The organism is Pseudomonas triclosanedens (assembly GCF_026686735.1).
GTDB lineage: Bacteria > Pseudomonadota > Gammaproteobacteria > Pseudomonadales > Pseudomonadaceae > Pseudomonas > Pseudomonas triclosanedens.
The window spans coordinates 2,956,074-2,977,851 of the sequence record NZ_CP113432.1 but is presented as its reverse complement, the minus strand read 5'-3'; the positions used below and the strand labels follow the sequence as shown (position 1 = coordinate 2,977,851).

Sequence of the window (21,778 nt, the reverse complement as noted above, 5' to 3'; positions counted from 1 at the left end):
GCCGCTTCAATCGAAGGTTTCGTCGCCGGTCGGCTCGATGTGCTGCACAGCGTTCTGTACCTGCCGATAGCGTGCCAGCTCGTAGTACATGCGTTTGCGCGCGCGATTCTGGTTGCCCAGCGGCCGGTGCTCCGGCAGGCAGTGCCAGGGATTGATGGTCAGGTTGCGGGCGAAGTCGAGCTGGGCCTGGGAATCGAAGCGCTGCCGCGGAATTCGCAAGGTCGCCACCGCTACCGGGGGCGACAGGCGATCGGGCCAGCGCACGCCGGCATCTTCCAGCGGCATGCGGTGCGCGTCGGTCTGCACCTGTACCAGCAGGTGGAACTCAACGTCCTGTTGCGCCAGTGTCCGCACCATGTTGTCGCGCAGGTAGTTGTCCGGCGGCCGCAGCGGTAGCCGTGGAATCCGCTGCGGCACCCGCGACAGCGGGCGGAAGCGGTACTGCATCGCCTGGCCCTCGCCCAGCAAGTACGGCACGCAGCTGTAGAACTCGTGGCCGAGCGGGTTGTACTGGGTTTCGTTCCACAGGCCCTGCATCAGCAGGTCGAGCAGATGGGTGCCGGTCGGGCCGCTAGGGTCGAAGAAGTAGAACACCCCCATGTGCCGCCGGCTCCACATCTGCAACTTGACGTTGGAGCGCGTGTCCGGCGTGACGAAGGTAGGCGTGCAGACTCCAGTGAAGTCCTGGGTGAAGCGCTCGTCGTCCATCAGCTTCGGCCCAGGCACACCCATGACCTTGACCCCGATGCTGAGAAAGCCAACGTCGTCGATGTCCGGCTCGACGTGCGGCCCTGGCCCGGAAAACCGTACATAGCAGGGATAGCTGGCCGGTTGGGCGAACAGCCCGTGGCGCAGGTGCCCAGGCAGATCGTCGTGGACCCTGAGCGTCGCCCGGACGATCCCGTGGGTCTTGGTGTTGCCGGCGCGCTCCACGCCACCGGGGCGGAAGTCCTGTGCCAGGTGCTCGCGCATGGTGTCGATCATGCTCTGCAGGCTGGCTTCCTCGTCGGCTTCGCGGCGCTCTTCGGCCAGCGCCAGGTGCAGGTCGGGCCTGCGCAGGTTGTAGAAGAACTGGATCAGGGCCGCCATCGGCTCGCGCAGCAACACGTTGAGCCAAGGCCGAAAGAACGGTTCGAAGCGGCGTTCGACGTGCAGCAGGAAGATCAGCACGGCATGGGCTCGTTGCAGAATCATGGCGACTCTCCCCTGGGCGGCTCGCGGAGGATCGCGTCGGCGGCCTTTTCGGCGATCTGGTAGATCGCGCTGACGATGAAGAACCCCGGAATGCGCGGGAACACCGAGGCATCCACTACGCGCAGCCCGCTGACGCCATGCACCTTGAAGTTGCCGTCGACCACCCCGCCCTGTTCACGCGGGCCGATGGCGCAGGTGCAGGAGGCGTGGTGGCCCCAGGCGTTGTCGCGGATCCACTGTTTCAACGCCTCGCCCCGGACCCCGCCGCCAGGCAGTTCCTCGCTGGCGTCCTGCATCGGGCCGGCGATGTCGCGGACCATCTGCACCGCGTCCACCAGCGCCTGGAGGTCCTGCTCGCCGCCTTCGTCGAAGTAGTTGAAATCGATGCGCGGCGGCTCTTGTGGGTCGGCGCTGGCCAGGCTGATCCGCCCGCGACGATTGCGCGTGTGGCCCTTGAGCACGCACCAGGTCAGGCGGTCGTGCGCGCCGTATACGGCCTCGGCATAACCGGGATAGTAGCCACGGAATGGCACCAGCATGGCCATCATGAACAGGTCCGGGTCGCCCTCGCAGACAGTCGAGCGCCGCGTCACCGCCAGCGCCGCGCCGTTGGAGCCGTAGAGCCCGCTGCCGTCGAGCTGCCAGCGCCGGTACAGCGGATCGCCCTCGGCAAAGCGCGCCCCGGCAAGCGATGCCCAGGGGCGCTGCATGCGGTAGATCAGCCCGACTTCATAGCGATCCTGCAGATTGGCGCCGACGCCAGGCAGTTCGACCTGGCAGCGGATGCCATGCGCATCCAGTTGCTCCCGCGGGCCAATGCCCGAGAGCATCAGCAATTGCGGCGAATTGAATGCGCCGCCGCAAAGGATCACTTCCTTCCGGGCGTGCACTTGCCTCCGTACACCGTCTTCGCCCGAGGGTCTGGCGCAAACGCCGTACAGGCGCTCGCCCTGCCGATACTCCACGCCCACTGCCCGTGCCTGCTCGTCGAGCAGCACTCGGGTGACCAGGGCGTTCAATTGCAACGTCAGGCAGCCTGGATGGCGGCTCGCCACGTCCAGCAGGCGCTCGCGGGTACCTGTCCGGTGGTGCCCGGAGGTGCTTATCGGTGTGTACCAGACGCCTTCGCTGCCGGCGACGCGCACATCGTTGGGGTCGCCCTTGCCCAGCGCCAGCCGCAGCCAGGGCAGGATGCCGCCGCCAATGCCACGCAACGCCGCACAGGCCGCCACGGCGATCTGCCAGAGCATCCACACGTCGCGCCAGGCGTCCTGCGGCTCGAAGCGTTCGACGCGCAGCCAGCCGTTCCAGCCGTGCCCGGTCGGGGCCAGGCCCAGGTGGCGCAACCAGCGCCAGACAGGCCGATGCCGGCAGTCCTCGACCTTGCGCGCCCAGCGGCGCATGCGGCGCGCCGACCAGCTCGGGTCGCCGGTCAGCGTGGCGATAGCGTCCCAATCGGAGTCGTGGGCGGCCAGGTAGATCATGGCGTTGTGCGCGGTGCAGCCGCCCAGCAGGCTGGCCCGTGGATACAGCACGCCACCGGCGCTCCACTTGTCGTCACGGGCGGCCTGGGCCGGGTCGGCGTAATGGTTCACCTTGAAGTTCCAGCTCATCGCCGGGTGCTCCGAAGCCCGCGCGTGGAAGGCTGGCACGCGGTATTGCCCGGGCAGACCATCCGCCGGCTCGTTGCAGGGATCGCCGCCTGCTTCCAGCAGCAACACCTTCGCGCCGCTTTCCGCCAGGCGTGCAGCCAGGGTGCCGCCGCCAGCGCCGGAGCCGACGATGACATAGTCGTACGCCTCCGCCGTCATAGCGTCTTGATGAATTCGATCAGGGCGCGCTTGTCGTCGTCACTGAGCACCGGCTCGGTGCCGAAGGCCTTCTCGTCCTCGCTCAGCCCTTCGGTCTGGTTGAACTGCGCGGTGCCGAAGTAGTGACCGCGGTTCACCACGAAATCCGGGCACTTGTTCAGCGCCATCAGCCCAGCGCGAGCATCGGCGAAATGCTCGCGCAGCGCGGCGTCGTCGGCGTCCTGCGGCAGCGTCAACAGGTCGCCCTTGATCTTCACCAGCAGTTTGAGCAATTGCCCGTAGTGCTCGACAAGATCTTCGGGCTTGCTGCTTTCGGCCAGCGGCTGCACGTTGGCCAGCAGATTGACCGGCATGCCCTGCGGGATCGGTCCCAGGCGCAGGAAGCCGTCCTTGTCCTGCAGGCTGTCGAGCAGCTTCTCGCCCGCCGGTCCGGCGACCTTGCGGATCTGCTCGACATAGTGCGGCGGCAGCATGATGAAGCTGCGCTGGTCGGTCCGGTCGATCATGCCGTCCACCCGGTCGCCCAGTTCGGCATCGCGCAGCCGCCGCTCCGGCCAGAGCATCTGTTCGATGGAAGCGTCGAACACTGCCATCCGCCCTTTCACCGAAGGGTCGCCGTTGAATGGCCCGACGGCGTTGTTGAGCAGGAACGGTGCCGTCGACCAGGCGGAGATCAGCGAAGGCACGCGGGTGTAGCCACGGCCGCCGGCAGGCATCGTGTAGCTCCAGGCATGGCCGTCGAACGGGTCGCGCAGTGTCACCTTGCCTACCGAGGGCAGGCTCTTGTAGGAGTTGGAGGAGAAGTCGTTCCAGATATTGCCGGCCAGCGCGTTGGTCGCAAGCGGGCTGCAGACGTTGGTGCGCAGGAGTGTCGAGGGAATCCGCGCGTCGCTGGAGAGGTAGTTGCCATCCAGAAAATCCGGCGCGCCAACGATGTCGCGCATCTGCCGCTTGTAGTCATCGGTCTGCGTCCACTTCCACCACTTGGCGAAGCAGCTCATGTAGTTCGGTCCGTTGCAGCCATCCACAACGAGCTCCGCCGGTGGCTTCGGCGATTTGCTGGAATGACAGCGCGCGCAGGTGTTGGCGAACACCTCGCGGCCATGAGCCAGCACGGCAGCGTCGTGGCTGAGGTAGGCGTCGCCGCCGGGCGCATCGGCCAGGTGATCGGGTTTGGCGGCGGCGAGGAAGAATTGCGCGGTCTTGATCGTGCCTTGCTCGGTGGCACGCCAGTAGGCTGAGTGCTTCTCGGCCACTGCAATCTCGAACGGCGTGATCGGTTTGCCACCGACCACTGCGTTGAAGTGCTGCAACCACTCTTCGCTGAATAGCCCGATGTTGATATAGACGCGGTTCAGCGCACCCAGCGCGCCCACCGAATCGGAGCCATCCTTGAGCACGTGCGGCGTCCATACCTGGTCCGGCTTGCGGTACAACCCGGTGAGCCAGCCTTCGCTGAGGAAGTCGTTGAACTGGCGATTGTTCTGCTCGCCACCGGCCAGTTGCTCATGCCCCAGGCGCTTGCCGACCTCCAGGCGCGCCTGGAGGCTGTAGACGGCATTCATGGTGCGCGGGTTGTTGATGTTGTCGGTGGAAACCAGCGAGGTGTCCATCGAGCCGGGCCGATAGGTCTTCACCAACTGGTACATGAAGTTTGCCTTGTTCGGCTCGATGATGAACAGCCGGTCCACCCACATGTACTGCGCGCCCACGGTGGAGTTGAGGTTGGCCCACTGCGGGTTTTCCGGGTCGCACGGCGGATTGACCGGGCTGGGGCCGACATGGCAGAAGCCGCAGGACATGCCGACGCGATACGGGCGCACCAGGTTCGGGTTGCTGTAGTAGGCAGGGTCGTTGTAGTAGCGCTGCGGGTCCCAGGCAGCCTTTGCGGCCTCATCGAAATCCGGGTTGGTGAACAGGCGCAGGCCGACGATGCCGGTGGGCTCGCCATAGTACGAGCCCACCGGCAGCATGCTGCCATCCTTGTAGGTCTGGCCTCGCGCGCCGATCTTCACGCCGGGGTACTTCTGCGCGTTGGCGAACGGGTCGGGCGGGCAGTCGGCGCGGCGCACGTCCAGGCGCAGGCCGAAGCGCGACGGGTCACCGCTGGCGGCGGCGTCGAAGCAAGGCTCGTTGACCAACCCCAGGACCTTCCAGCGCTGGCCGCGCTGCAGGTCGCTGCCAGGCGGTGGGGCGACGATCTTCAGCAGGTCGAAGCCGCCCAGCGTCGGGCGGCCCATCGTGTCCCAGAAGCGGTCGTTGCCACCGCTCCAGACCAGCCACATGTTGCGGCCCTGCTCCTGGTCCGGCGTAAGGCTCACGCCGTTGTCCATGTCTTTGAAGTACGGCTCGTCCGCCTGCGGGAAATTCTTCTCGCTCAGGCCCGCACGGCTAGCTTCATCTTCGGTAGGTTTGTCGCAAGCGCTGCACAGCAGCGTCGCGGCCAGTATCAGCGCGATGCGGAATCCCTGCTGCCCGACCATCTCCGTGACTCCCCGGCAATCAGTTGCTGGAAAGGCGTCTGGCGAACTCCAATGCTCCAACGCGGTTCGAGGTTCGATGCGAGAGGTGCCCGCTGTGGCGTGAGCCGGCGGGGCGCGGTGCTGCCCGACCACCTCCCGCATCGCCGACACGCAGACACGGCTCGCACGGAACCGAGGGGCCGAAACGACTTGCTCGAATGCTGTCCCATAGCTTGATATAGGGCATGCTCCGCCGGCTCGATTGACTCAATCGCGCTAATGGCTAGAGCGTTCGGGAACAATGGCGCCTTGCCAGTGCGGCCGATTCCTGCGAAAACGCTCGCCTTTCGCGTCCCGCCACATCACCAGAGAACAGCATGAACAGCGAACTGCAGATCGAAGATATCGTCGTTGGCGACGGCAAGGCCGTGGTCAAGGGCGCCCTGATCACCACCCAGTACAAGGGCACGCTGGAAGACGGCACCGTGTTCGACTCGTCCTACGACAAAGGCCGCCCGTTCCAGTGCGTGATCGGTACCGGCCGCGTCATCAAGGGCTGGGACATCGGGCTGATGGGGATGAAGGTCGGCGGCAAGCGCAAACTCTTCGTCCCCGCACACCTGGCCTATGGCGAACGGCAGATCGGTGCGCACATCAAGCCCAATTCCAACCTGCAGTTCGAAATCGAACTGCTGGAAGTGCTCACCCGCGACGATTGACGCTCACGCAGGCGCAACCTCCGCGCTGCGCCGCATGGCCAGGATAGCCGTCGGCCCCTGCGCCTTGCGTGTGAACCAGAGCACCCGGCTCACGCCCCGGGTGATCGCCACGTAGGCCAGGCGCAGTTGCTCGTCCTGCTGAGCCTGGTCGTAGCCGCTGGCGAAGAAGCCAGACGCTGCGTACATCGCGCTGCGCAACGGGTGCTTCTCAGGCGGTGCGCAGTCGTCGACGATGATCGCCACCTCCGCCTGCAAGCCCTTGGCGCGATGGATGGTCATGCCCTTCACCGGCAGCTTGCGGTCCAGCTCGGCCTGGATCGTCTGCAAGGTTTCGTTGCGCCGGCTGAGTAGCAGCACCGCCGTCTTTTCCCGCGAGCCGCGCGCGGCGACGTGCTCGCACTGCCGGCGAATTTCCTCCAGCAACAGCGGCAGGCTGTTGCGCGCATCGAAGCGCTGGATCAGCTTCACCCCGTGGTCGCCGGCCTCGGCGGACTTGAAGGCGCGGCACGTCTTCGCCTGTTTGTGCGCCACGCCAGCCAGCACCCGATCGCCGTCCCGGATCACCGGATCGATGGAGCGGTAATTGGTCTCCAGTAACAGCACCCGGCTCTTGCGCCGCCCCTTGCTGGGGAAGTGCCGGTCGAAGTCCATGAACAGTTCCGGCGAGCTGCCACGCCAGGCGTAGATGGACTGCCAGTCATCGCCGATGGCCATCAGGCTGACCGCCTCGCCACGCTTGGCCAGGTCGCGATGCAGTGCCTGCAGCCACTGGACGATCTGCGGCGAAACATCCTGGAACTCGTCGATCAGCAGATGCTGGAATGGCTGCAGTGCCTCGGCCGGCAATTTGCCGTCACCCAGCCGGTCGGTGAGGTGCTGGAACGCCAGGTTGAAGGTGAGCAGTCCCTGCTCCTGCAACGCCGCTTCGAAGGCCGCCCAGAACAGTTGCAGCGCCAGGACGAAACGCCGCTCGCGCGGCGGGCAATCGAGCTTGCTCGGTTGCAGAGCGGCGATGCGCAGGCCGATGCTCTCGATGAAACCAGCCTGGGCGTGGAACGCTTCGAACAGCGGCAGCGCAGTGAATTCGCCCGCCAGCTTGAAGGTATCCAGCGGCGCCTTGCCGATACGCGCGGGCTTGCCGTCCTCCGTCGTTTCGGGCGGAGGCGGCAGGTCGAGCAACTGATGCACCAGCACCCGGAACTCAGGCTGGCCGGAGTAGCACTGCTGGTAGACCTGTTTGAGCAGGCGCTGCTGCGCGGGGCGCAGGCGGCCGGCGAGCAACGGGTTGTCCAGTTCGCTGGCAGGGTCGCGTTCATCCAGTTGCTCGAACCAGCGGGGATTCTTCAGTGCAGTCTTGGCCAGCGTACCCATCGCCGAGTGGAAGGTACGCACACACTGCCGGGCCTGCGCGGCGTCGAACGGGTGCCCCCAGAAGCCGAGCACTTTCACCAGTTGCTCGCGCAGTTGTGCGCAGGAAGCGTTGGTGAACGAAATCACCGTGACGCGCTGGGCGTCGATGCCCAGATGACAAAGCATATAAACCACGCGCAGCACCAGCGTGGTGGACTTGCCGGAGCCGGCACCGGCGAAGATGCGGGTCAGCGGGTCGGGCGCCAGAATCATCGCCCATTGTTCGTCCGACGGCAGGCTGATCACCCCGGCGGCAGCCGCCTGGCTGACCCGCGCGCGCATGTCGGCGGCGTGCTGCTCGTCATGATGCCGGGCATTGCCGTAGATGCCGGCTACCGTCGCTCGCGCTCGCTTCGCCGCCGGGGCGTCGCCGTCCTTCCTGGTCCGTACGGGGCGCTTGGCCTGAGCCTTGTTCTTGCCTTTCGCCTTGCCACGCACTGCCGGCTGCTTCGCTTCGCGCTCGGCGCGCAGGTACTCCGTGGTACGCGGGAAGTAACGCGCCAGGGCTTCGGCGACCAGCCGTTTGTAGCGTTCGACAGCAGACTCCATGAACCCCGTCCATTACAGATACTGCATTGAATAATAAGCGCTTTTCGTGACGGACAGGGAACCACGCGGCAGGTTCCGCGGGGTACTTAAAAATTGATAAGCATTAGCATTTGAATTAGAGTCGATCTGCCGCTCTTCCGGCCACGCAGCCCTACGGATTGACCTCATGTTCGAACTGGAAAACGTCAGCTTCAGCGTCCCCGGCCGCACCCTCCTGCACCCGCTCAGCCTGCAACTGCCGCATGGCCGGATGATTGGCCTGATCGGCCACAACGGTTCGGGCAAGTCCACTCTGCTCAAGCTGCTCGCCCGCCAGCAGCAGCCCAGCGCCGGCAGCATCCGCCTGGACGGCAAGGCGCTACGGGACTGGGGCAACCGTGACTTCGCCCGCCAGGTCGCCTACCTGCCGCAGCAACTGCCACAAACCGATGGCCTGAGCGTGCGCGAACTGGTCGCCTTCGGCCGCTATCCCTGGCACGGCGCACTGGGCCGAGTCACCGCCGACGACCGCGCACAGATCGACCGAGCTCTGGAACTGACCGATACCCAGGTCTTCGCCGACCGCCCGGTGGACCTGCTTTCCGGCGGCGAGCGCCAACGCGTCTGGCTGGCCATGCTGCTTGCGCAGAACAGCCGCTTCCTTCTGCTGGACGAACCGACCTCTGCGCTGGACATTGCGCACCAGGTGGAGGTGCTGTCGCGCGTGCGCGAGCTGAGCCGTGAGCTGGATCTGGGTGTGCTGGTGGTATTGCACGACGTCAACATGGCCGCGCGCTATTGCGACGATCTGATCGCACTGCACGGCGGCCGGTTGCTGTCTCGCGGCACTCCGGCACAACTGATGCGCAGCGAGACACTGGAAGATATCTACGGCATCCCGATGGGTGTGCTGGCAAACCCCGCGGACGGGTCGCCGATCAGCTATCCGCGCTGATTCCGACACTCAATCGAAACGGCTCGCCTCTCGCACCCTGGCGAGCCATTTGCGTCGAGAGAAAAACTGACGGCTACAAGTCGCTCGCTTCAGCCGGCGGCGCGTCGATCAACGGGCAATTGTCGCAATGGCCGATGCAGCCCAGCCGATAACGGATACAGCAGGTTCGCCGCTGACGCCACAGCCCATCCAGGCGCAGATCGCACGGTACCTCGACATAGCGGACCGGTCTGAACAGCGGATTGCGTGTGCCGTCCGGGCGACGCTCGGTTTCCAGCAGCTCCCTGCCGTGCCCGAGCGTTGCGGCCAATTGCGGCAACTTGCCCATTTCACCGATGAACCATTCGAAGTAGTTGCCGGCGTTGCTCCACAGCACCTTGGGCGAAAGCCGCGCTTCGGCGGCCAGTGCCTGGATGAAGGGCTGCAGATGTCCCTCCAGAAGATGGCCGAAGCGCTGGAACGGGTCGCCAGGTTGCGCGGCGAACGGAGCCCCCTCCCCCGGCAGCTTGAATGCCTCGGGAATCCCCTGGGCGTCCAGCACCACCTCGACCTCGTCGAACGCCAGCGGCAACGTGCGCCCCAGCACCAGGGCCGCCGCCACCACGGGCGGGATGATCCGCACCAGGTACCACTTGGACCATTGCGATGCGAGCGCGCGCCGGTCGCCGTCTGCGTGGGGCGGGTCGAAACGGCGCAGCACGCTGTCGAGCACCTCCCGCTCCAGAAGAGCACGGGCGGGAAGCGAAGGCCGAGGATCATCGCGGGTCACCAGTACGTCGCGGTAGCTGGCGAACTCGCCGAAATACAGCGGCGCAAGGGCTGCGATCACCGACAGCCTCCAGCGGCGAAGTATGGCGCTCTCAACACAGCGCGCAGCGCTCGAAGAAGGTTTCGCGGCTCTGCACCATCAGCGCCGCGCGTTTGTGCGGGAAGTCGAACTCCTTCTCCTTGCAGAACCCCAGGCGCTGCATGTGCCCGATCATTCGCGCATTGTCGGCGCGCGGCTCGGCAACGATGCGGCGGGTGCGCGGGTCGTCCAGCAGCAGGTAGTGCACCAGGGCGGTGAGCCAGCTTTCCACCTTGTGCGGGCCGCGATGATGCTCCTCGCCCACCAGCATGTGGATGCCACGATCGTAATCGTCGACCTCGTAGAACGGCGCGATGCGGTCTTCCTTGGCCCAGTAGGCTTCGTAGTAGGCGAACGGCTCGTCATCGATACAGCCGATCAGCGTCGTCGTGTGCGGGGCCTGGGCGAGCTTCTCAAGGTAGGCGCGATGCTGCTCCAGGCTGCCGCCTTCCTGCCAGAACTCCAGCACGCGCGGGCTGTTCTGCCAGCGATTGAAACGCTCCAGATCCAGCTCGACATCCAGAGTGCGCAGGGAAATCCACTGGCCCAGCCTGGCATCGAACCGCCGGTACACCTCACCCTGCGGCTTGGGCGCGCGCAGTGGATGGCGGCGGCCACTGTTCATGCGCCAGACCTGGGGATACCCGGCACTGCCCGTGCTCTGCAGCCAGAGCCCCGGCAACTGCCAGAATGCGGCTCGCTCGAGCTGCAGGCCGCCGATCTCATCGCGGCTGGCCAGCCCCAGGCTGAACGCCTCGGTGGCAACGCTGGCGGCGGTGAACCGTACACGCTGGCAAGGCGCGTCGCTGGCAAAGGCCCAGTAGGCCATCGCCCATAGCATCTCGACGCTGGCCGGACCGCCCAGTTGCCAGCAGTCGCCCTCGCGCCGGGCGACAAGCAGCGGCCGGTCGTCCAGCGACAGTACAAGGCTGCCGGCCCCGCAGTCGGCGGACAACCGACGGCCATCGGGCAACGGCAGGGAGTGAAGCGGAGCGGAATGCGTCATGGCGGGTCAACCTCGGGGAATGCAATGACCCCGCTCGTATGACGAGCAGGGCCGGAAAAAATTTAGTGGCCCGGATCATTCGACCCGGACGCAGGAATCAGGCGCTTTCGGCGGCCAGCGGACGCGACGGCGTTTGTGCGGTCTCGTGGGGCGGAAGATGCGCGAACATCGATGCGGCGATTTCCTCGGCGCGGATCGGCAGTACCGACAGCAACGTGTCGCTCAGGCCGTGGCTGTCCTGAGTAAAGCCCTGCAGGTAGACGGCGGCGCGCAGGCGCTCGTCGCTGCGCAGGCGGTAATCGCGGCCCACTTCGAAGTTGCCGAGGTAGTCCTGCAGCGGCGCCAGCAGTTCACGGTGGGACTTGCGCTCATAGCCGGTGGCGAGGATCACGGCATCGTAGAGGTGGGTCTCGACGGTACCGGTAGCGCTGTCGCGCAGGGTCAGCTCGATGCCCGCCGCATCAGCCTTAGCAGCTTCGACAGTGCGGCGGCAGCGGAAGGCGTGGCGTTCCGAGCCCGCCACCTTCTGCCGATAGAAGATGCCGTAGATGCGCTCGATGAGGTCGAGGTCGACCACCGAGTAATTGGTGTTGTGGAACTCCTGAATCAGCTTCTCGCGCTCGGCCTGCGGCTCGTTGAACACCAGATCGGTATAGCGCGGCGCGAAGATTTCGTTGACGAAGGGGCTGTCGTCCGCCGGCTTGAGCACCGCAGCGCGCAAGATCATGTCGACCTGCACCGACGGATAGCTGTCGTTGAGGTCGATGAACGCTTCCGCCGCGCTCTGCCCGCCGCCGATCACCGCGATACGCATCGGCTCGTTGCGGGTGCAGGGCTGGATGGCCATACGTTCGATGTAGCACGCATGGTGGAAGACCCGCGCATCGTCGCGCAGATGGCTGAAGGCCGAGGGAATTCGTGGCGTGCCACCGGTGCTCACTACCACGCTGCGCGCCAGACGGAAGCGCTCGTGGCCGCGAGCATCGGCAGACAGTACCTTGAGCAGCTCGATACCGGCAGGCCCCTGCACCGGCTCCACGCGAGTGACGGTTTCGCCACCGGCACGCTGTTCGGCGAACTGGTCGCTGACCCAGCGCAGGTAGTCGTTGTACTCCATGCGGCACGGATAGAAAGTGCCCAGGTTAGTGAAGTCGATCAACCGGCCCATCGCGTGCAGGTAGTTGACGAAGCTGTACGGGCTGGTGGGATTGCGCAGCGTCACCAGGTCCTTGAGGAAGGAAATCTGCAATTCGCTCTGCGCCACCAGGGTGTTGCCGTGCCAGCGGTAGTCCGCCTGCTTGTCGAGGAACAGCGCGTGGTAGTGGCGGCCCTCGCGTCGCGCTTGTTCCTGCAGGGCGATCGCCAACGCCAGGTTGGAGGGGCCGAAGCCGATGCCGAGCACGTCGTAGGTCGGAGTGATCATCTGAGTCATGGTGCCAATGTCCTGTGTCGCGATGGCCGTGGGGCACGACGACGCGGGAGCCGGCAGCCTGCCGCTGCGGCCAGCGGCACGGCGACTTCGCCTGCTGCTCCTGCGTGTCGTCCATGAGTTGCGCTATCTACAGCGCGTTCTCTGGAGAGACGAGACAAGGACGGCGAAATTTAGAATGATTCTCACTAAGCGTGAAAGTCCGGCTCAAACCGACAGCCATGCCGCGTATTGGCAAAGACGCGGAAAAGCGAAGGCGATTGCGTCAGCGCTGCCCGCCCCAGGCCTTCAGGCGCAGGCGACAGTGCTTCATGGCATTGACGATGTGCTTCTCCACCATGTCGCGGGAGATGCCCATGCGCTCGGCGATCTCCGTATGGCTGCAACCGTCTACCTTGCGCAACACAAACGCCTGGCGGCAGGGTTCGGAGAGCTCGCCCAGGGCACGCTGCAACAGGTTCAATTGCTGGTCGCGGCTGGCCTGCTCCTGCGGGCAGCGTTCGTCCAGAACCCCTTCGCGATCAAGGACCTCCAGCTCTTCGGTGCGACGTACGCGGGCGCGCCGATGCATATCGATGCTGAGATTGACGGCCGTGCGATAGAGAAATGCGCGCGGTTGTTCGATATGCTCGTGGCCCTTGCGGTCAAGCAGGCGCAGGAAGGTTTCCTGAGTGACATCGGCAGCCGCCTGGCGGTCGCCAAGCGTGCGATTGAGGTACAGGACCAGTTCCTGGTAGTAACGGATCAACGCGCTCTCCACCCCGTCGGGCATCCCATGAAAACAGTCGAGGCTGCTGGCGCCTGCTGACAGTCCGAGTCAGGCTTATTTATAATCACTCGCATCAACTCGAAAAGAAAGTGTGATACGAGCCACGCCAAAGGCTCGAACCGGGACCCTCGATGAACGCCTCCCCCTCTCCGATCGACGATGACCGCATCAGCGACGAAGCCGCGCACTGGTGCGCTCGTCTGCACGATGCCGATTGCGGCGTCGCCGAGCGCGCGGCGTTCGCGCAGTGGTGCGCGGCCGATCCCCGGCATGTGGAGGAATATCAGGCGATGCTGGAAATCTGGCAGCTCTCCGAACTGCTGCCGGCGACAGCCAGCGATGCGCCATTGCCGGCAGCCCCGCGTCGCTCCAGGGCTCGTCGAGCACGCAGCGGGCGCCGGTTCGCGGCAATCGCCGCCAGCCTCCTGGTGACCCTGGGCGCGGCCTGGTCGGCGGGCTGGTCCGCCGGTTGGCTGCCTTCGCGCATCGGCTACTACGGCAGCCAGCCCGCGCCACGCGAAGTTCATCTGGCCGACGGCTCCGCGGTCGAACTCAACAGCGACTCGCAACTGATCTATGCCGACTTCCGCGATCGCCGCAGCGCCTGGCTCAAGAGCGGCGGCGAAGCCTATTTCCGCGTCACCCATGACACACTGCACCCCTTCTCCGTACACACCGACAACGGCAGCGTGCGCGTCACCGGCACCCGCTTCAACGTCTGGACCGATGCCAACCAGATGCTGGTAACCCTTCTTGAAGGCTCGGTGGTGGTCAGCCCGCCGGACGACATCGATGGCAACAGCGCTCAGCTCACCCCAGGTATGCAGGCACGCTACCTGCGTGGCAGCGGACACATAGAACTGGCGCAGGTCGCTCCGGCAGGTGCAATCGCCTGGACCGAGGGCAAGCTGGTGCTTGACGACCTCACCCTGCAAGCTGCCATCCCGTTGATAAACCGTTACCTGAAGCAACCGGTGCGCCTCGACGACGCCGAAGCCGCCGCCATGCGCATCGGCGGCATCTACCGCACCGACGACCTGCAGGCACTGGTGGACTCCCTGCCCAAGGTACTGCCGGTAGAGCTGCGCAAGGACAACGCAGGGCGCATCACCCTCTCCAGCCGCTACGTACAACTCTGACTCCCCGCCTTTTTGCGAATCTTTCGCAAATTCCTTTCAGTTTTCTCCCGGCTCATTCGTCTTAACAGCAACGATTCGGATTTGCAGATCAGTCCATCGATCCGCCTGCCGTCTCGCCCACGATTTCCGGCCCGCCAAACCGCGGGCCGAGCCTAGGAAAAGACGATGCACACGCCTGCGCAAAGCCCACTGGGCGAACTCTTCAAGCTGCTGCGGCCGTTCTGGCTGCCCCTCGCCATCGCCACCCTGCTCGGCATTCTCGGCGGCGCGAGCATCACCGCCCTGCTGGCCACCATCAACTACAGCCTGCACTCCGAAGGCGGCATGCCGTCGGGCCTCCTGCTGGGCTTCACCGGGCTCTGCGCGCTGGCTCTGGTGGGCTCGATCATTTCCGATATCGGCACCAACTACGTTGGCCAGCACGTCATCGCGCGGCTGCGCAAGGAGCTGGGCAGCAAGATCATTTCCGCACCAATCGAGCAGATCGAGCGCTATCGCAGCCACCGCCTGATCCCGGTGCTGACCCACGATATCGACACCATCAGCGATTTCGCCTTCGCCTTCGCGCCGCTGGCGGTGTCCCTCACCGTGACCCTTGGCTGCCTGGGCTACCTCGCCAACCTGTCGCTACCAATGTTCCTCACCACCGCCGTGGCCATCATCATCGGCAGCGCCGTGCAGTACGTGGCGCGCAGCAAGGGCATCAAGGGTTTCTTCGAGGCGCGCGACGAAGAAGACGAACTTCAGAAGCACTACCGTGCAATGGCCGAAGGCTCCAAGGAACTGCGCATCAGCCGGCCCCGGCGCTTCCAGCATTACAGCGAGCGCCTCCAGGGCACCGCCGACCGCATCTGCGACATACAGGTCCGTTCGATCAACCTGTTCGTCATCGCCAAGGGCTTCGGTTCGACGCTGTTCTTCATCGTCATCGGCGTGGCGCTGGCCTACCAGTCACTCTGGCCAAGCACCGACAAGGCAACCCTCAGCGGCTTCATCCTGGTCTTGCTGTACATGAAGGGCCCACTGGAGCACCTGATCGGCCAACTGCCCATCGTCAGCCGCGCGCAGGTGGCGTTCCGCCGTATCGCTGAACTGTCGGTGCGTTTCTCTTCCCCGGAGCCGAACCTGCTGCTGGCCGACGACGGCCGCGCCGCCCTGGATATGCAGCGTATCGAACTGCGCGACCTCAGCTATCACTACCCCACCGAAGACGGCTCCCGGGGATTCGGTGTCGGCCCGCTGAACCTGACCCTGCTCCGTGGCGAAATTCTCTTCATCGCCGGCGAGAACGGCTGCGGCAAGACGACCCTGATCAAGCTATTGCTGGGCCTCTACGCACCGCGTGGCGGCGAGCTGCTGCTCAACGGCGAGGCCGTGAGCGATGCCAATCGCGACGACTATCGCCAGTTGTTCACCACCATCTTCGCGGACTACTTCCTGTTCGAGGACCTGCTCAAGGACAGCGGGGAAATCCCCGTCGAAGCCAATCGCTACCTTGAGCGCCTTGAGATCGCCCACAAAGTCAGCCTGAAGGGCCAGGAGTTCTCCACCACCGACCTCTCCACTGGCCAGCGCAAGCGCCTCGCCCTGGTCCAGGCGTGGCTGGAGAAGCGCCCGGTGCTGGTGTTCGACGAGTGGGCCGCCGACCAGGACCCGGAGTTCCGCCGCATCTTCTACACCGAGCTGCTGCCGGAGCTGCGCGCCCAGGGCAAGACGCTGATCGTGATCTCCCACGACGACCGCTACTTCGATGTCGCCGACCGACTGCTGCGCATGAGCGCCGGGCAGATCGTCGAGATCGAGGAACATGGCGCGCGGCAGCCCAGCGCCACCCCGGACATCGCCCTGCACTGAGACATTCATTTTTTCTGAAAAAGTTCTTCCGGTTTTTCCGGTCCTGCGCGTCATATAAAGCTAAATCATTCTTATTAGAAACAGCATTACACGATCATAGGAGTCTTCAAGTGAGTCGCACCCGCTCTGCGCCGCAATTCCAGCACCCGGTGAAACCCCTGGCCCGCCTGGTTCGCGCCACCGCCTTCGGCATGGTCCTGAGCGCCACCGCCGCCTACGCCGCTCCGGTCAACATCGACATCCCGGCGCAGTCGCTGGCGTCCGCCCTGACCACCCTGGGCGCGCAGTCCGACCTGCAGATCGTCTTCAACCAGACCCAGGTACGCAACCTGCGCAGCGCCAGCGTGCGCGGCGAAATGGAGCCGACCCAGGCCCTGGAGCGCCTGCTGCGCGGCACCGGCATCAAGTACCAGGTGGATGGCAGCCGTGTGACCCTGCTGGGTGCCGATGCAAGCGACAGCGACACCCTGAACATGTCCGCGCAGACCATTACCGGCACTGTCGAGGGCGAAGACAGCTACGTCCCGCGCACCTCCAACAGTGGCAGCAAGACCGATACACCGCTGCTCGAAATTCCCCAGTCCATCTCCGTGATCACCCGCAAGCAGATGGATGCCCAGGGCGCGCAGACCGTCACCGAAGCGCTGCGCTACGTGCCGGGCGTCAAGGTCGAAGCCTACGGCCTCGATCCCAAAGGCTTCGACTGGCTGTACATTCGCGGCTTCAATGCCCAGGCTACCAGCGACTACCTGAACGGCCTCCGCCAGCAGAACAACAGCTACGCCTACTTTCGTAGCGAACCCTACGCCTTCGAGCGCATTGACGTGGTCCGCGGCCCATCTTCGAGCCTGTTCGGCCTGGGCGACGCCGGCGGCATCATCAACCGCGTGAGCAAGAAGCCCACCGCCAACCACGTCAACGAAGTCGAGCTCACCGGCGGCAACCATGACCGCAAGCAGGGCCAGTTCGACCTCGGCGGCGCGCTGGACGACCAGAACCAGTATCTCTACCGCGTGGTTGGCCTGGCCCGCGACGCCAACACCCAGGCCGAATACGACGACGGCCACGAACTGCGCGACGACCGCCAGTACCTCGCGCCCTCCTTCACCTGGGCGCCGGACGAAGACACCAGCCTGACCCTGCTCGCCGACTTCCTGCGCGACCGCAACGCCGGCTCGATCTTCGACTACAGCGTGGGCGGCCACACCACCGGTACCCTGCTCGGCGACCACAGCTACAACCACTACGATCAGGACCAATACACCCTCGGCTATGAGTTCCGCCATCGCTTCGACGATGTCTGGGAATTCCGCCAGAACGCCCGCTACGGCCAGGTCGACCTGATCTTCGCCAACCTCCTGCCCCAGGGCGTGGTGGCCGGCAACGTGATCCGCACCGCCGACCGTTTCGACCAGCACATGAATACCTTCAACCTGGACAACCAGCTCCAGGCCAACTTCGAGACCGGGCCGTTCAAGCACACTCTGCTGATGGGCGGCGACTATGCCTGGCAGGACGCCGACATCGCCCGCTGGCGCACGCTCGGCCCATCGCTGAACCTGAACGATCCGAAGTACGGCCAGAGCATCCAGCGTCCCACCGAAGACACCACCCTGCGCGGCCAGGCAATCAACTACGACCAGAACATCGAACAGATCGGCGGCTACATCCAGGACCAGATCAAGTACGACGATCGCTGGATCCTGACCGCCGGTGGCCGCTACGACTATGTGCGCAACGACCTCGACAGCCACACCGGCGCGCACAGCATGCAGAAGGACAACGCCTTCACCGGCCGCGTGGGTCTGACCTACCTGACCGACTTCGGCCTGGCGCCCTACATCAGTTATGCCGAGTCCTTCGTCCCCAACACTGGCCTGGATTCCGCCGGCAACGCATTCAAGCCCAGCGAAGCCAACCAGTGGGAAATCGGCGTGAAGTACCAGCCCACCGAAAACCTGTTGGTCACCCTCGCGGCCTACGACCTGATGAAGAGCAATTCGCTGACCCCGCAACTGAACGCCAACGGCATCCCCACCGGCTTCAGCGAAGCCACCGGCAAGCAGCGCTCGCGCGGTATCGAGGCGGAACTCAAGGCCAGGCTGGACGAGAACTGGGACCTGCTGGCGTCCTATACCTACACCAAGGCGGAGATCCACAAGAGCAACGACGGCAACCAGGGCAACCGCCCGGCCAACGTGCCCGAGCACATGGCTTCCGGCTGGCTGAACTACACCTTCCGCGACGGCACCTTGGGCGGCCTCTCCATCGGCGGTGGCGCGCGCTACACCGGCTCGCTCTACGGCAACAACGCCAACACCTTCCACGTCGACAACTACACCCTGTTCGACGCCGGCGTGAGCTACCCGATCAACAAGAACGTGACCGTTTCGCTGAACGCCCAGAACCTCCTCGACGAGGACTACGTGGCTACCTGCGACAGCGCCATTTCCTGCTACCCGGGCCTGCGCCGCACCGTGCTCACCAGCGTGAAGTACAGCTGGTAAGCCACCCCGCGGCGGGCCGTCCCGCCGCAACTCCGGGCTCCCTGTTCGCAGGGGGCCCGTCGTCGTTTCAACCGCGTGGAGAAATGCCCATGCTCCTCAACCGCCGTCAGTTGCTGCAGCACCTCGCCATTGGCGGGCTGGCCTGCGCCACCGGGCTGCCAGCGTTCGCCGGGGAACGCCTGACCCGTATCGTCGCGCTCAACTGGGTCGCCGCCGAGACCCTGCTGACCCTGGGCGTCGCGCCGCTGGCGGTATCCGACGACCGCTACTACCGCGTACGCATGCCCACCCAGGCGCTGCCCGCCACAGTGCGCGACGTCGGACCGTACTGGGAACCGAACCTCGAACTGATCCAGCAACTGCGTCCGCAACTGATCCTCAGCGACCCCATGACTCCCACGCTGGAGCGCCGTCTCAACGGCATCGCTCCCACCGAGCGAGTAGCCATCTACCCCGCCGCGAATGGCGCCTGGCGCGCCACCACCGACTTCATGCGCGCACTGGCCGAGCGCCTTGGCCAGGAGGAGCGCGCGGTTCAGTACATCAAGGCCGGCGAGCGACGCCTGGCCGAGCTGCGCGCCCAGCTCGGGCGTCGCCCGCAGCCGCCGGTGTGCGTCGCCGTGCTCAACCAGGATGGCCGCCATGCGGCAGTCTATGGACGCAACAGCATGGTCCAGGATGTGCTGGACCAACTCGGCCTGGTCAACGCCTGGCAGGGGCCGGTCGGCCCGGTCGGGCTGGCGATGGTCAGCATCGAACGCCTGGCCGAGCGCCCGGATGCGCACCTGGTCTACCTCGACATCCCGACCACCTCGGCGCGCCTGCAGGCGCTGCGCCAACCCAACGACCTGTGGGCCAATCTGCCCGCCGTGCGCCGCGGCCACACCCTGACCCTGCAGCGCTTCTACCCCTACGCCGGGGCCGCCTCGATGCTCGACCTGGCCGAGCGCATCGCCACCTATCTCGACGCCCGGCCGGAGACCGACCATGCCTGAATCCACCCTCGGCCTCTCCGCAGCACACCGCCGTCTGCCCGCCGGGCCGGCGCTGTGCACGCTGGCCCTCGCCGCCCTCGCCGCGCTACTGGTGGTGCACGGCTTGCAGAACGCCCTGCCCCGCACACTGTGGTGGCAGGCGCTGTGGTCGCCGGACCTCGATGACGTGCGCCAGGTACTGATGCACTACAGCTTCTACCCGCGCCTGCTGGTAAGCCTGATGGCCGGCGCTGCCCTGGCCCTGGCCGGCACGCTGTTCCAGCAGATCCTGCGTAACCCGCTCGCCGAACCAGTGACCCTTGGCGTTTCCGCCGGCGCGAACCTCGCGCTGTCGGCCGCCACCATCTTCGCCCCGACCCTGCTTGTGCACGGCCTGGAAGCCGTTACCCTGACCGGCGCCGCCATCGCCACCGGCCTGCTGTTCGCCTTCGCCTGGGGCCGCACGCTGTCGCCGCTGCGCTTCATCCTCGCCGGCATGGTCATCAGCCTCTACTGCGTATCGCTCAACGCACTGCTGGTGCTGTTCAACCACGACTACCTGATCGACCTGCTGCTCTGGCAGGCCGGCTCGCTCAACCAGAGCGGCTGGGATGGCGTGCTGTACCTGGCGCCACGTTTGGCGATAGCCCTGGTCACCGCGCTGCTCATGGTCCGCCCGCTCGCCGCACTGGGCCTGGACGACGAAGGTGCCAGCGCCGTCGGCGTCAACCTGCGCCGCACCCGCGTGCTGGGCCTGGCGGTAGCCGTGGCGCTCAGTGCCTTTGTCACCAGCGCCGTCGGCATGCTGGCGTTCGTCGGCCTGGCCGCACCCGCCATCGCCCGTCTGTGCGGGGCGCGCACGCTGCGCCAGAGACTGGTCTGGGCGCCGTTGCTGGGAGCCGCACTGCTCTGCGTGGTGGACCAGATCGCCCGCGAACTGTCGCGCTTGGCTGGCGAAATTCCAGCCGGCATCCTCACCGGCGTATTCAGCGTGCCACTGCTGCTATGGCTGCTCGGTCGCCAGCGCAGCGGCGGCATCCTCCCGCGTCCCGCGGCAGCCAGGCCGCAACGCGAGCATCCCTGGAGAATGATAGGCGCCGCCGCCATCCTCCTCGCATTGCTGACCCTGCCGGCAATCTACTTCGCCGTCGATGCCAACGGCTGGCACTGGGGTGATGCCGGGCTCAGCGAAGCCATCATGCAATGGCGCCTGCCTCGCGTGCTCGGCGCACTGGCGGCCGGCGCCATGCTCGCCGTGGCCGGCCTGCTGGTACAGCGCCTGACCGGCAACCCGATGGCCAGCCCGGAAGTGCTCGGCGCTACCTCGGGCTCAGCGATCGCCGTGCTGGTGCTGTTCCTGGTCATGCCGCAGCCGCAGCCCTATATGGTCCCGGCGGCCAGCGCCGGAGCCCTGCTCACCCTCGGCCTGCTGCTGTGGTTCGCCTGGCGCAGAACCTTCAATGCAGAGCGCCTGCTGCTCACCGGCGTCTGCCTGACCACCCTGCTGCACTCGCTGAGCACCCTGCTGCTGGCCAGCGGCGACCCACGCATGACGGCGATGATGAGCTGGATGACCGGCTCGACCTATCAGGTGGATGCGGTATCGGCGAGTACCGGGCTGGCGGTCGGCTCGGTGATGATCGGTATCAGCCTGCTGATGGCTCGTCAGTTGGACCTGCTGACGCTGGGAAATGGCACCGCCACGGCGCTGGGTTTGCACCTGCGCGCAAGCCACCTCGCGATCCTGCTGACTGCCGCCGTACTCACCGCCAGCGCCACCATCATCGTCGGCCCGTTGAGCTTCGTCGGCCTGATCGGCCCGCACATCGCCCGCCACCTCGGCGTTCGCCGCGCCGCCCCGCAACTGCTGCTGAGCGCAGTTGCCGGAGCACTGATCATGGTGGTCGCCGATTGGCTGGGCCGCAACATCGCCTACCCCTGGCCGGTTTCGGCGGGCCTGCTGGCAGCGTTCATCGGCTGTCCCTACTTCCTCTGGCTGATGCACCGCGAGCGCACGGCCTGATCCACCCGTGCGGATTCGCTCACGAACAAAATCCTCCCCTGCGAAAGCCGCCCCAGCTCAGGAATGACCGGCATGGCAAGTTCGTAGGATGGCGTGGAGCGCAGCGATACCCATCGCAGCCCGCGCAATCGTGTTGATGGGTATCGCAAGC

Annotated in this window: 15 protein-coding genes; 7 read left to right on the top strand and 8 right to left on the bottom strand. The window is 65.6% G+C overall.

Going from position 1 to position 21,778, the window contains the following annotated elements; translation table 11 throughout:
• Nucleotides 1-6: 6 nt before the first annotated feature.
• Genes OU419_RS13775 through OU419_RS13765 form a run of 3 tightly spaced genes read right to left on the bottom strand, consistent with a single transcriptional unit; the run spans nucleotide 7 to nucleotide 5,488 of the window.
• Entirely contained in the window at nucleotides 7-1,194 is a 1,188-nt protein-coding gene (locus tag OU419_RS13775; RefSeq protein WP_254474270.1) for a catalase family protein, read from the bottom strand.
• Complete coding sequence (locus tag OU419_RS13770) at nucleotides 1,191-3,005, bottom strand: GMC family oxidoreductase (protein WP_254474272.1); 1,815 nt, start codon at nucleotides 3,003-3,005, stop codon at nucleotides 1,191-1,193. The genes OU419_RS13775 and OU419_RS13770 overlap by 4 nt, the downstream gene beginning before the upstream one ends.
• A complete protein-coding gene (locus OU419_RS13765) occupies nucleotides 3,002-5,488 on the bottom strand; it encodes a hypothetical protein (RefSeq protein WP_254474273.1) in 2,487 nt (828 codons plus the stop codon). Before OU419_RS13765 ends, OU419_RS13770 begins: the two co-directional genes overlap by 4 nt.
• A 356-nt stretch (nucleotides 5,489-5,844) precedes the next feature.
• Between OU419_RS13765 and OU419_RS13760 the strand changes: the two genes are divergently transcribed.
• Nucleotides 5,845-6,186: an FKBP-type peptidyl-prolyl cis-trans isomerase gene (locus OU419_RS13760; RefSeq protein WP_254474275.1), complete on the top strand. Its 342-nt coding sequence runs from the start codon at nucleotides 5,845-5,847 to the stop codon at nucleotides 6,184-6,186.
• Between the two features lie 3 nt (nucleotides 6,187-6,189).
• On the opposite strand, the gene OU419_RS13755 is transcribed toward OU419_RS13760, so the two are convergent.
• A complete protein-coding gene (locus tag OU419_RS13755; protein ID WP_254474278.1) occupies nucleotides 6,190-8,145 on the bottom strand; it encodes a DEAD/DEAH box helicase in 1,956 nt (651 codons plus the stop codon).
• A 166-nt stretch (nucleotides 8,146-8,311) separates the two neighbouring features.
• On the opposite strand from OU419_RS13755, the gene OU419_RS13750 reads away from it, so the two are divergent.
• Complete coding sequence (locus tag OU419_RS13750) at nucleotides 8,312-9,079, top strand: ATP-binding cassette domain-containing protein (RefSeq protein ID WP_254474279.1); 768 nt, start codon at nucleotides 8,312-8,314, stop codon at nucleotides 9,077-9,079.
• A 73-nt stretch (nucleotides 9,080-9,152) separates the two neighbouring features.
• On the opposite strand, the gene fhuF is transcribed toward OU419_RS13750, so the two are convergent.
• The 4 genes from fhuF to OU419_RS13730 all read right to left on the bottom strand — a co-directional run bounded on the left by fhuF (nucleotide 9,153) and on the right by OU419_RS13730 (nucleotide 13,109).
• Nucleotides 9,153-9,908: a siderophore-iron reductase FhuF gene (fhuF, locus tag OU419_RS13745; RefSeq protein ID WP_254474281.1), complete on the bottom strand. Its 756-nt coding sequence runs from the start codon at nucleotides 9,906-9,908 to the stop codon at nucleotides 9,153-9,155.
• Nucleotides 9,909-9,939: 31 nt separating this feature from the next.
• Nucleotides 9,940-10,932: a GNAT family N-acetyltransferase gene (locus tag OU419_RS13740; protein WP_254474282.1), complete on the bottom strand. Its 993-nt coding sequence runs from the start codon at nucleotides 10,930-10,932 to the stop codon at nucleotides 9,940-9,942.
• Nucleotides 10,933-11,029: 97 nt separating this feature from the next.
• Complete coding sequence (locus OU419_RS13735) at nucleotides 11,030-12,364, bottom strand: lysine N(6)-hydroxylase/L-ornithine N(5)-oxygenase family protein (protein ID WP_254474283.1); 1,335 nt, start codon at nucleotides 12,362-12,364, stop codon at nucleotides 11,030-11,032.
• Nucleotides 12,365-12,626: 262 nt separating this feature from the next.
• On the bottom strand, nucleotides 12,627-13,109 hold the full coding sequence (locus OU419_RS13730; protein WP_254474284.1) for a sigma-70 family RNA polymerase sigma factor: 483 nt from the start codon (nucleotides 13,107-13,109) through the stop codon (nucleotides 12,627-12,629).
• Nucleotides 13,110-13,261: 152 nt separating this feature from the next.
• Between OU419_RS13730 and OU419_RS13725 the strand changes: the two genes are divergently transcribed.
• From OU419_RS13725 to fhuB, 5 genes are all read left to right on the top strand, one after another.
• Complete coding sequence (locus OU419_RS13725) at nucleotides 13,262-14,269, top strand: FecR family protein (protein ID WP_254474285.1); 1,008 nt, start codon at nucleotides 13,262-13,264, stop codon at nucleotides 14,267-14,269.
• A gap of 165 nt (nucleotides 14,270-14,434) precedes the next feature.
• Nucleotides 14,435-16,123 (top strand): cyclic peptide export ABC transporter, encoded by a 1,689-nt coding sequence (locus OU419_RS13720; protein ID WP_254474286.1) that lies wholly within the window; start codon nucleotides 14,435-14,437, stop codon nucleotides 16,121-16,123.
• 110 nt (nucleotides 16,124-16,233) lie between these two features.
• A complete protein-coding gene (locus OU419_RS13715) occupies nucleotides 16,234-18,630 on the top strand; it encodes a TonB-dependent siderophore receptor (RefSeq protein ID WP_254474287.1) in 2,397 nt (798 codons plus the stop codon).
• Nucleotides 18,631-18,719: 89 nt separating this feature from the next.
• Nucleotides 18,720-19,625 (top strand): ABC transporter substrate-binding protein, encoded by a 906-nt coding sequence (locus OU419_RS13710; RefSeq protein WP_254474289.1) that lies wholly within the window; start codon nucleotides 18,720-18,722, stop codon nucleotides 19,623-19,625.
• The gene (fhuB, locus tag OU419_RS13705; RefSeq protein ID WP_254474291.1) at nucleotides 19,618-21,627 is read left to right on the top strand and encodes a Fe(3+)-hydroxamate ABC transporter permease FhuB; all 2,010 of its coding nucleotides are present in this window, start codon (nucleotides 19,618-19,620) and stop codon (nucleotides 21,625-21,627) included. The genes OU419_RS13710 and fhuB overlap by 8 nt, the downstream gene beginning before the upstream one ends.
• Nucleotides 21,628-21,778 lie beyond the last annotated feature (151 nt).

What these genes read in the sequence shown, in the direction of transcription:
- OU419_RS13725 (WP_254474285.1), top strand. Translation starts at nt 13,262, where the DNA reads ATGAACGCCTCCCCCTCTCCGATCGACGATGACCGCATCAGCGACGAA.
- fhuB (WP_254474291.1), top strand. Translation starts at nt 19,618, where the DNA reads ATGCCTGAATCCACCCTCGGCCTCTCCGCAGCACACCGCCGTCTGCCC.
- OU419_RS13755 (WP_254474278.1), bottom strand. Translation starts at nt 8,145, where the DNA reads ATGGAGTCTGCTGTCGAACGCTACAAACGGCTGGTCGCCGAAGCCCTG.
- OU419_RS13775 (WP_254474270.1), bottom strand. Translation starts at nt 1,194, where the DNA reads ATGATTCTGCAACGAGCCCATGCCGTGCTGATCTTCCTGCTGCACGTC.
- OU419_RS13735 (WP_254474283.1), bottom strand. Translation starts at nt 12,364, where the DNA reads ATGACTCAGATGATCACTCCGACCTACGACGTGCTCGGCATCGGCTTC.
- OU419_RS13710 (WP_254474289.1), top strand. Translation starts at nt 18,720, where the DNA reads ATGCTCCTCAACCGCCGTCAGTTGCTGCAGCACCTCGCCATTGGCGGG.
- OU419_RS13760 (WP_254474275.1), top strand. Translation starts at nt 5,845, where the DNA reads ATGAACAGCGAACTGCAGATCGAAGATATCGTCGTTGGCGACGGCAAG.
- OU419_RS13740 (WP_254474282.1), bottom strand. Translation starts at nt 10,932, where the DNA reads ATGACGCATTCCGCTCCGCTTCACTCCCTGCCGTTGCCCGATGGCCGT.
- OU419_RS13750 (WP_254474279.1), top strand. Translation starts at nt 8,312, where the DNA reads ATGTTCGAACTGGAAAACGTCAGCTTCAGCGTCCCCGGCCGCACCCTC.
- OU419_RS13770 (WP_254474272.1), bottom strand. Translation starts at nt 3,005, where the DNA reads ATGACGGCGGAGGCGTACGACTATGTCATCGTCGGCTCCGGCGCTGGC.
- OU419_RS13765 (WP_254474273.1), bottom strand. Translation starts at nt 5,488, where the DNA reads ATGGTCGGGCAGCAGGGATTCCGCATCGCGCTGATACTGGCCGCGACG.
- OU419_RS13720 (WP_254474286.1), top strand. Translation starts at nt 14,435, where the DNA reads ATGCACACGCCTGCGCAAAGCCCACTGGGCGAACTCTTCAAGCTGCTG.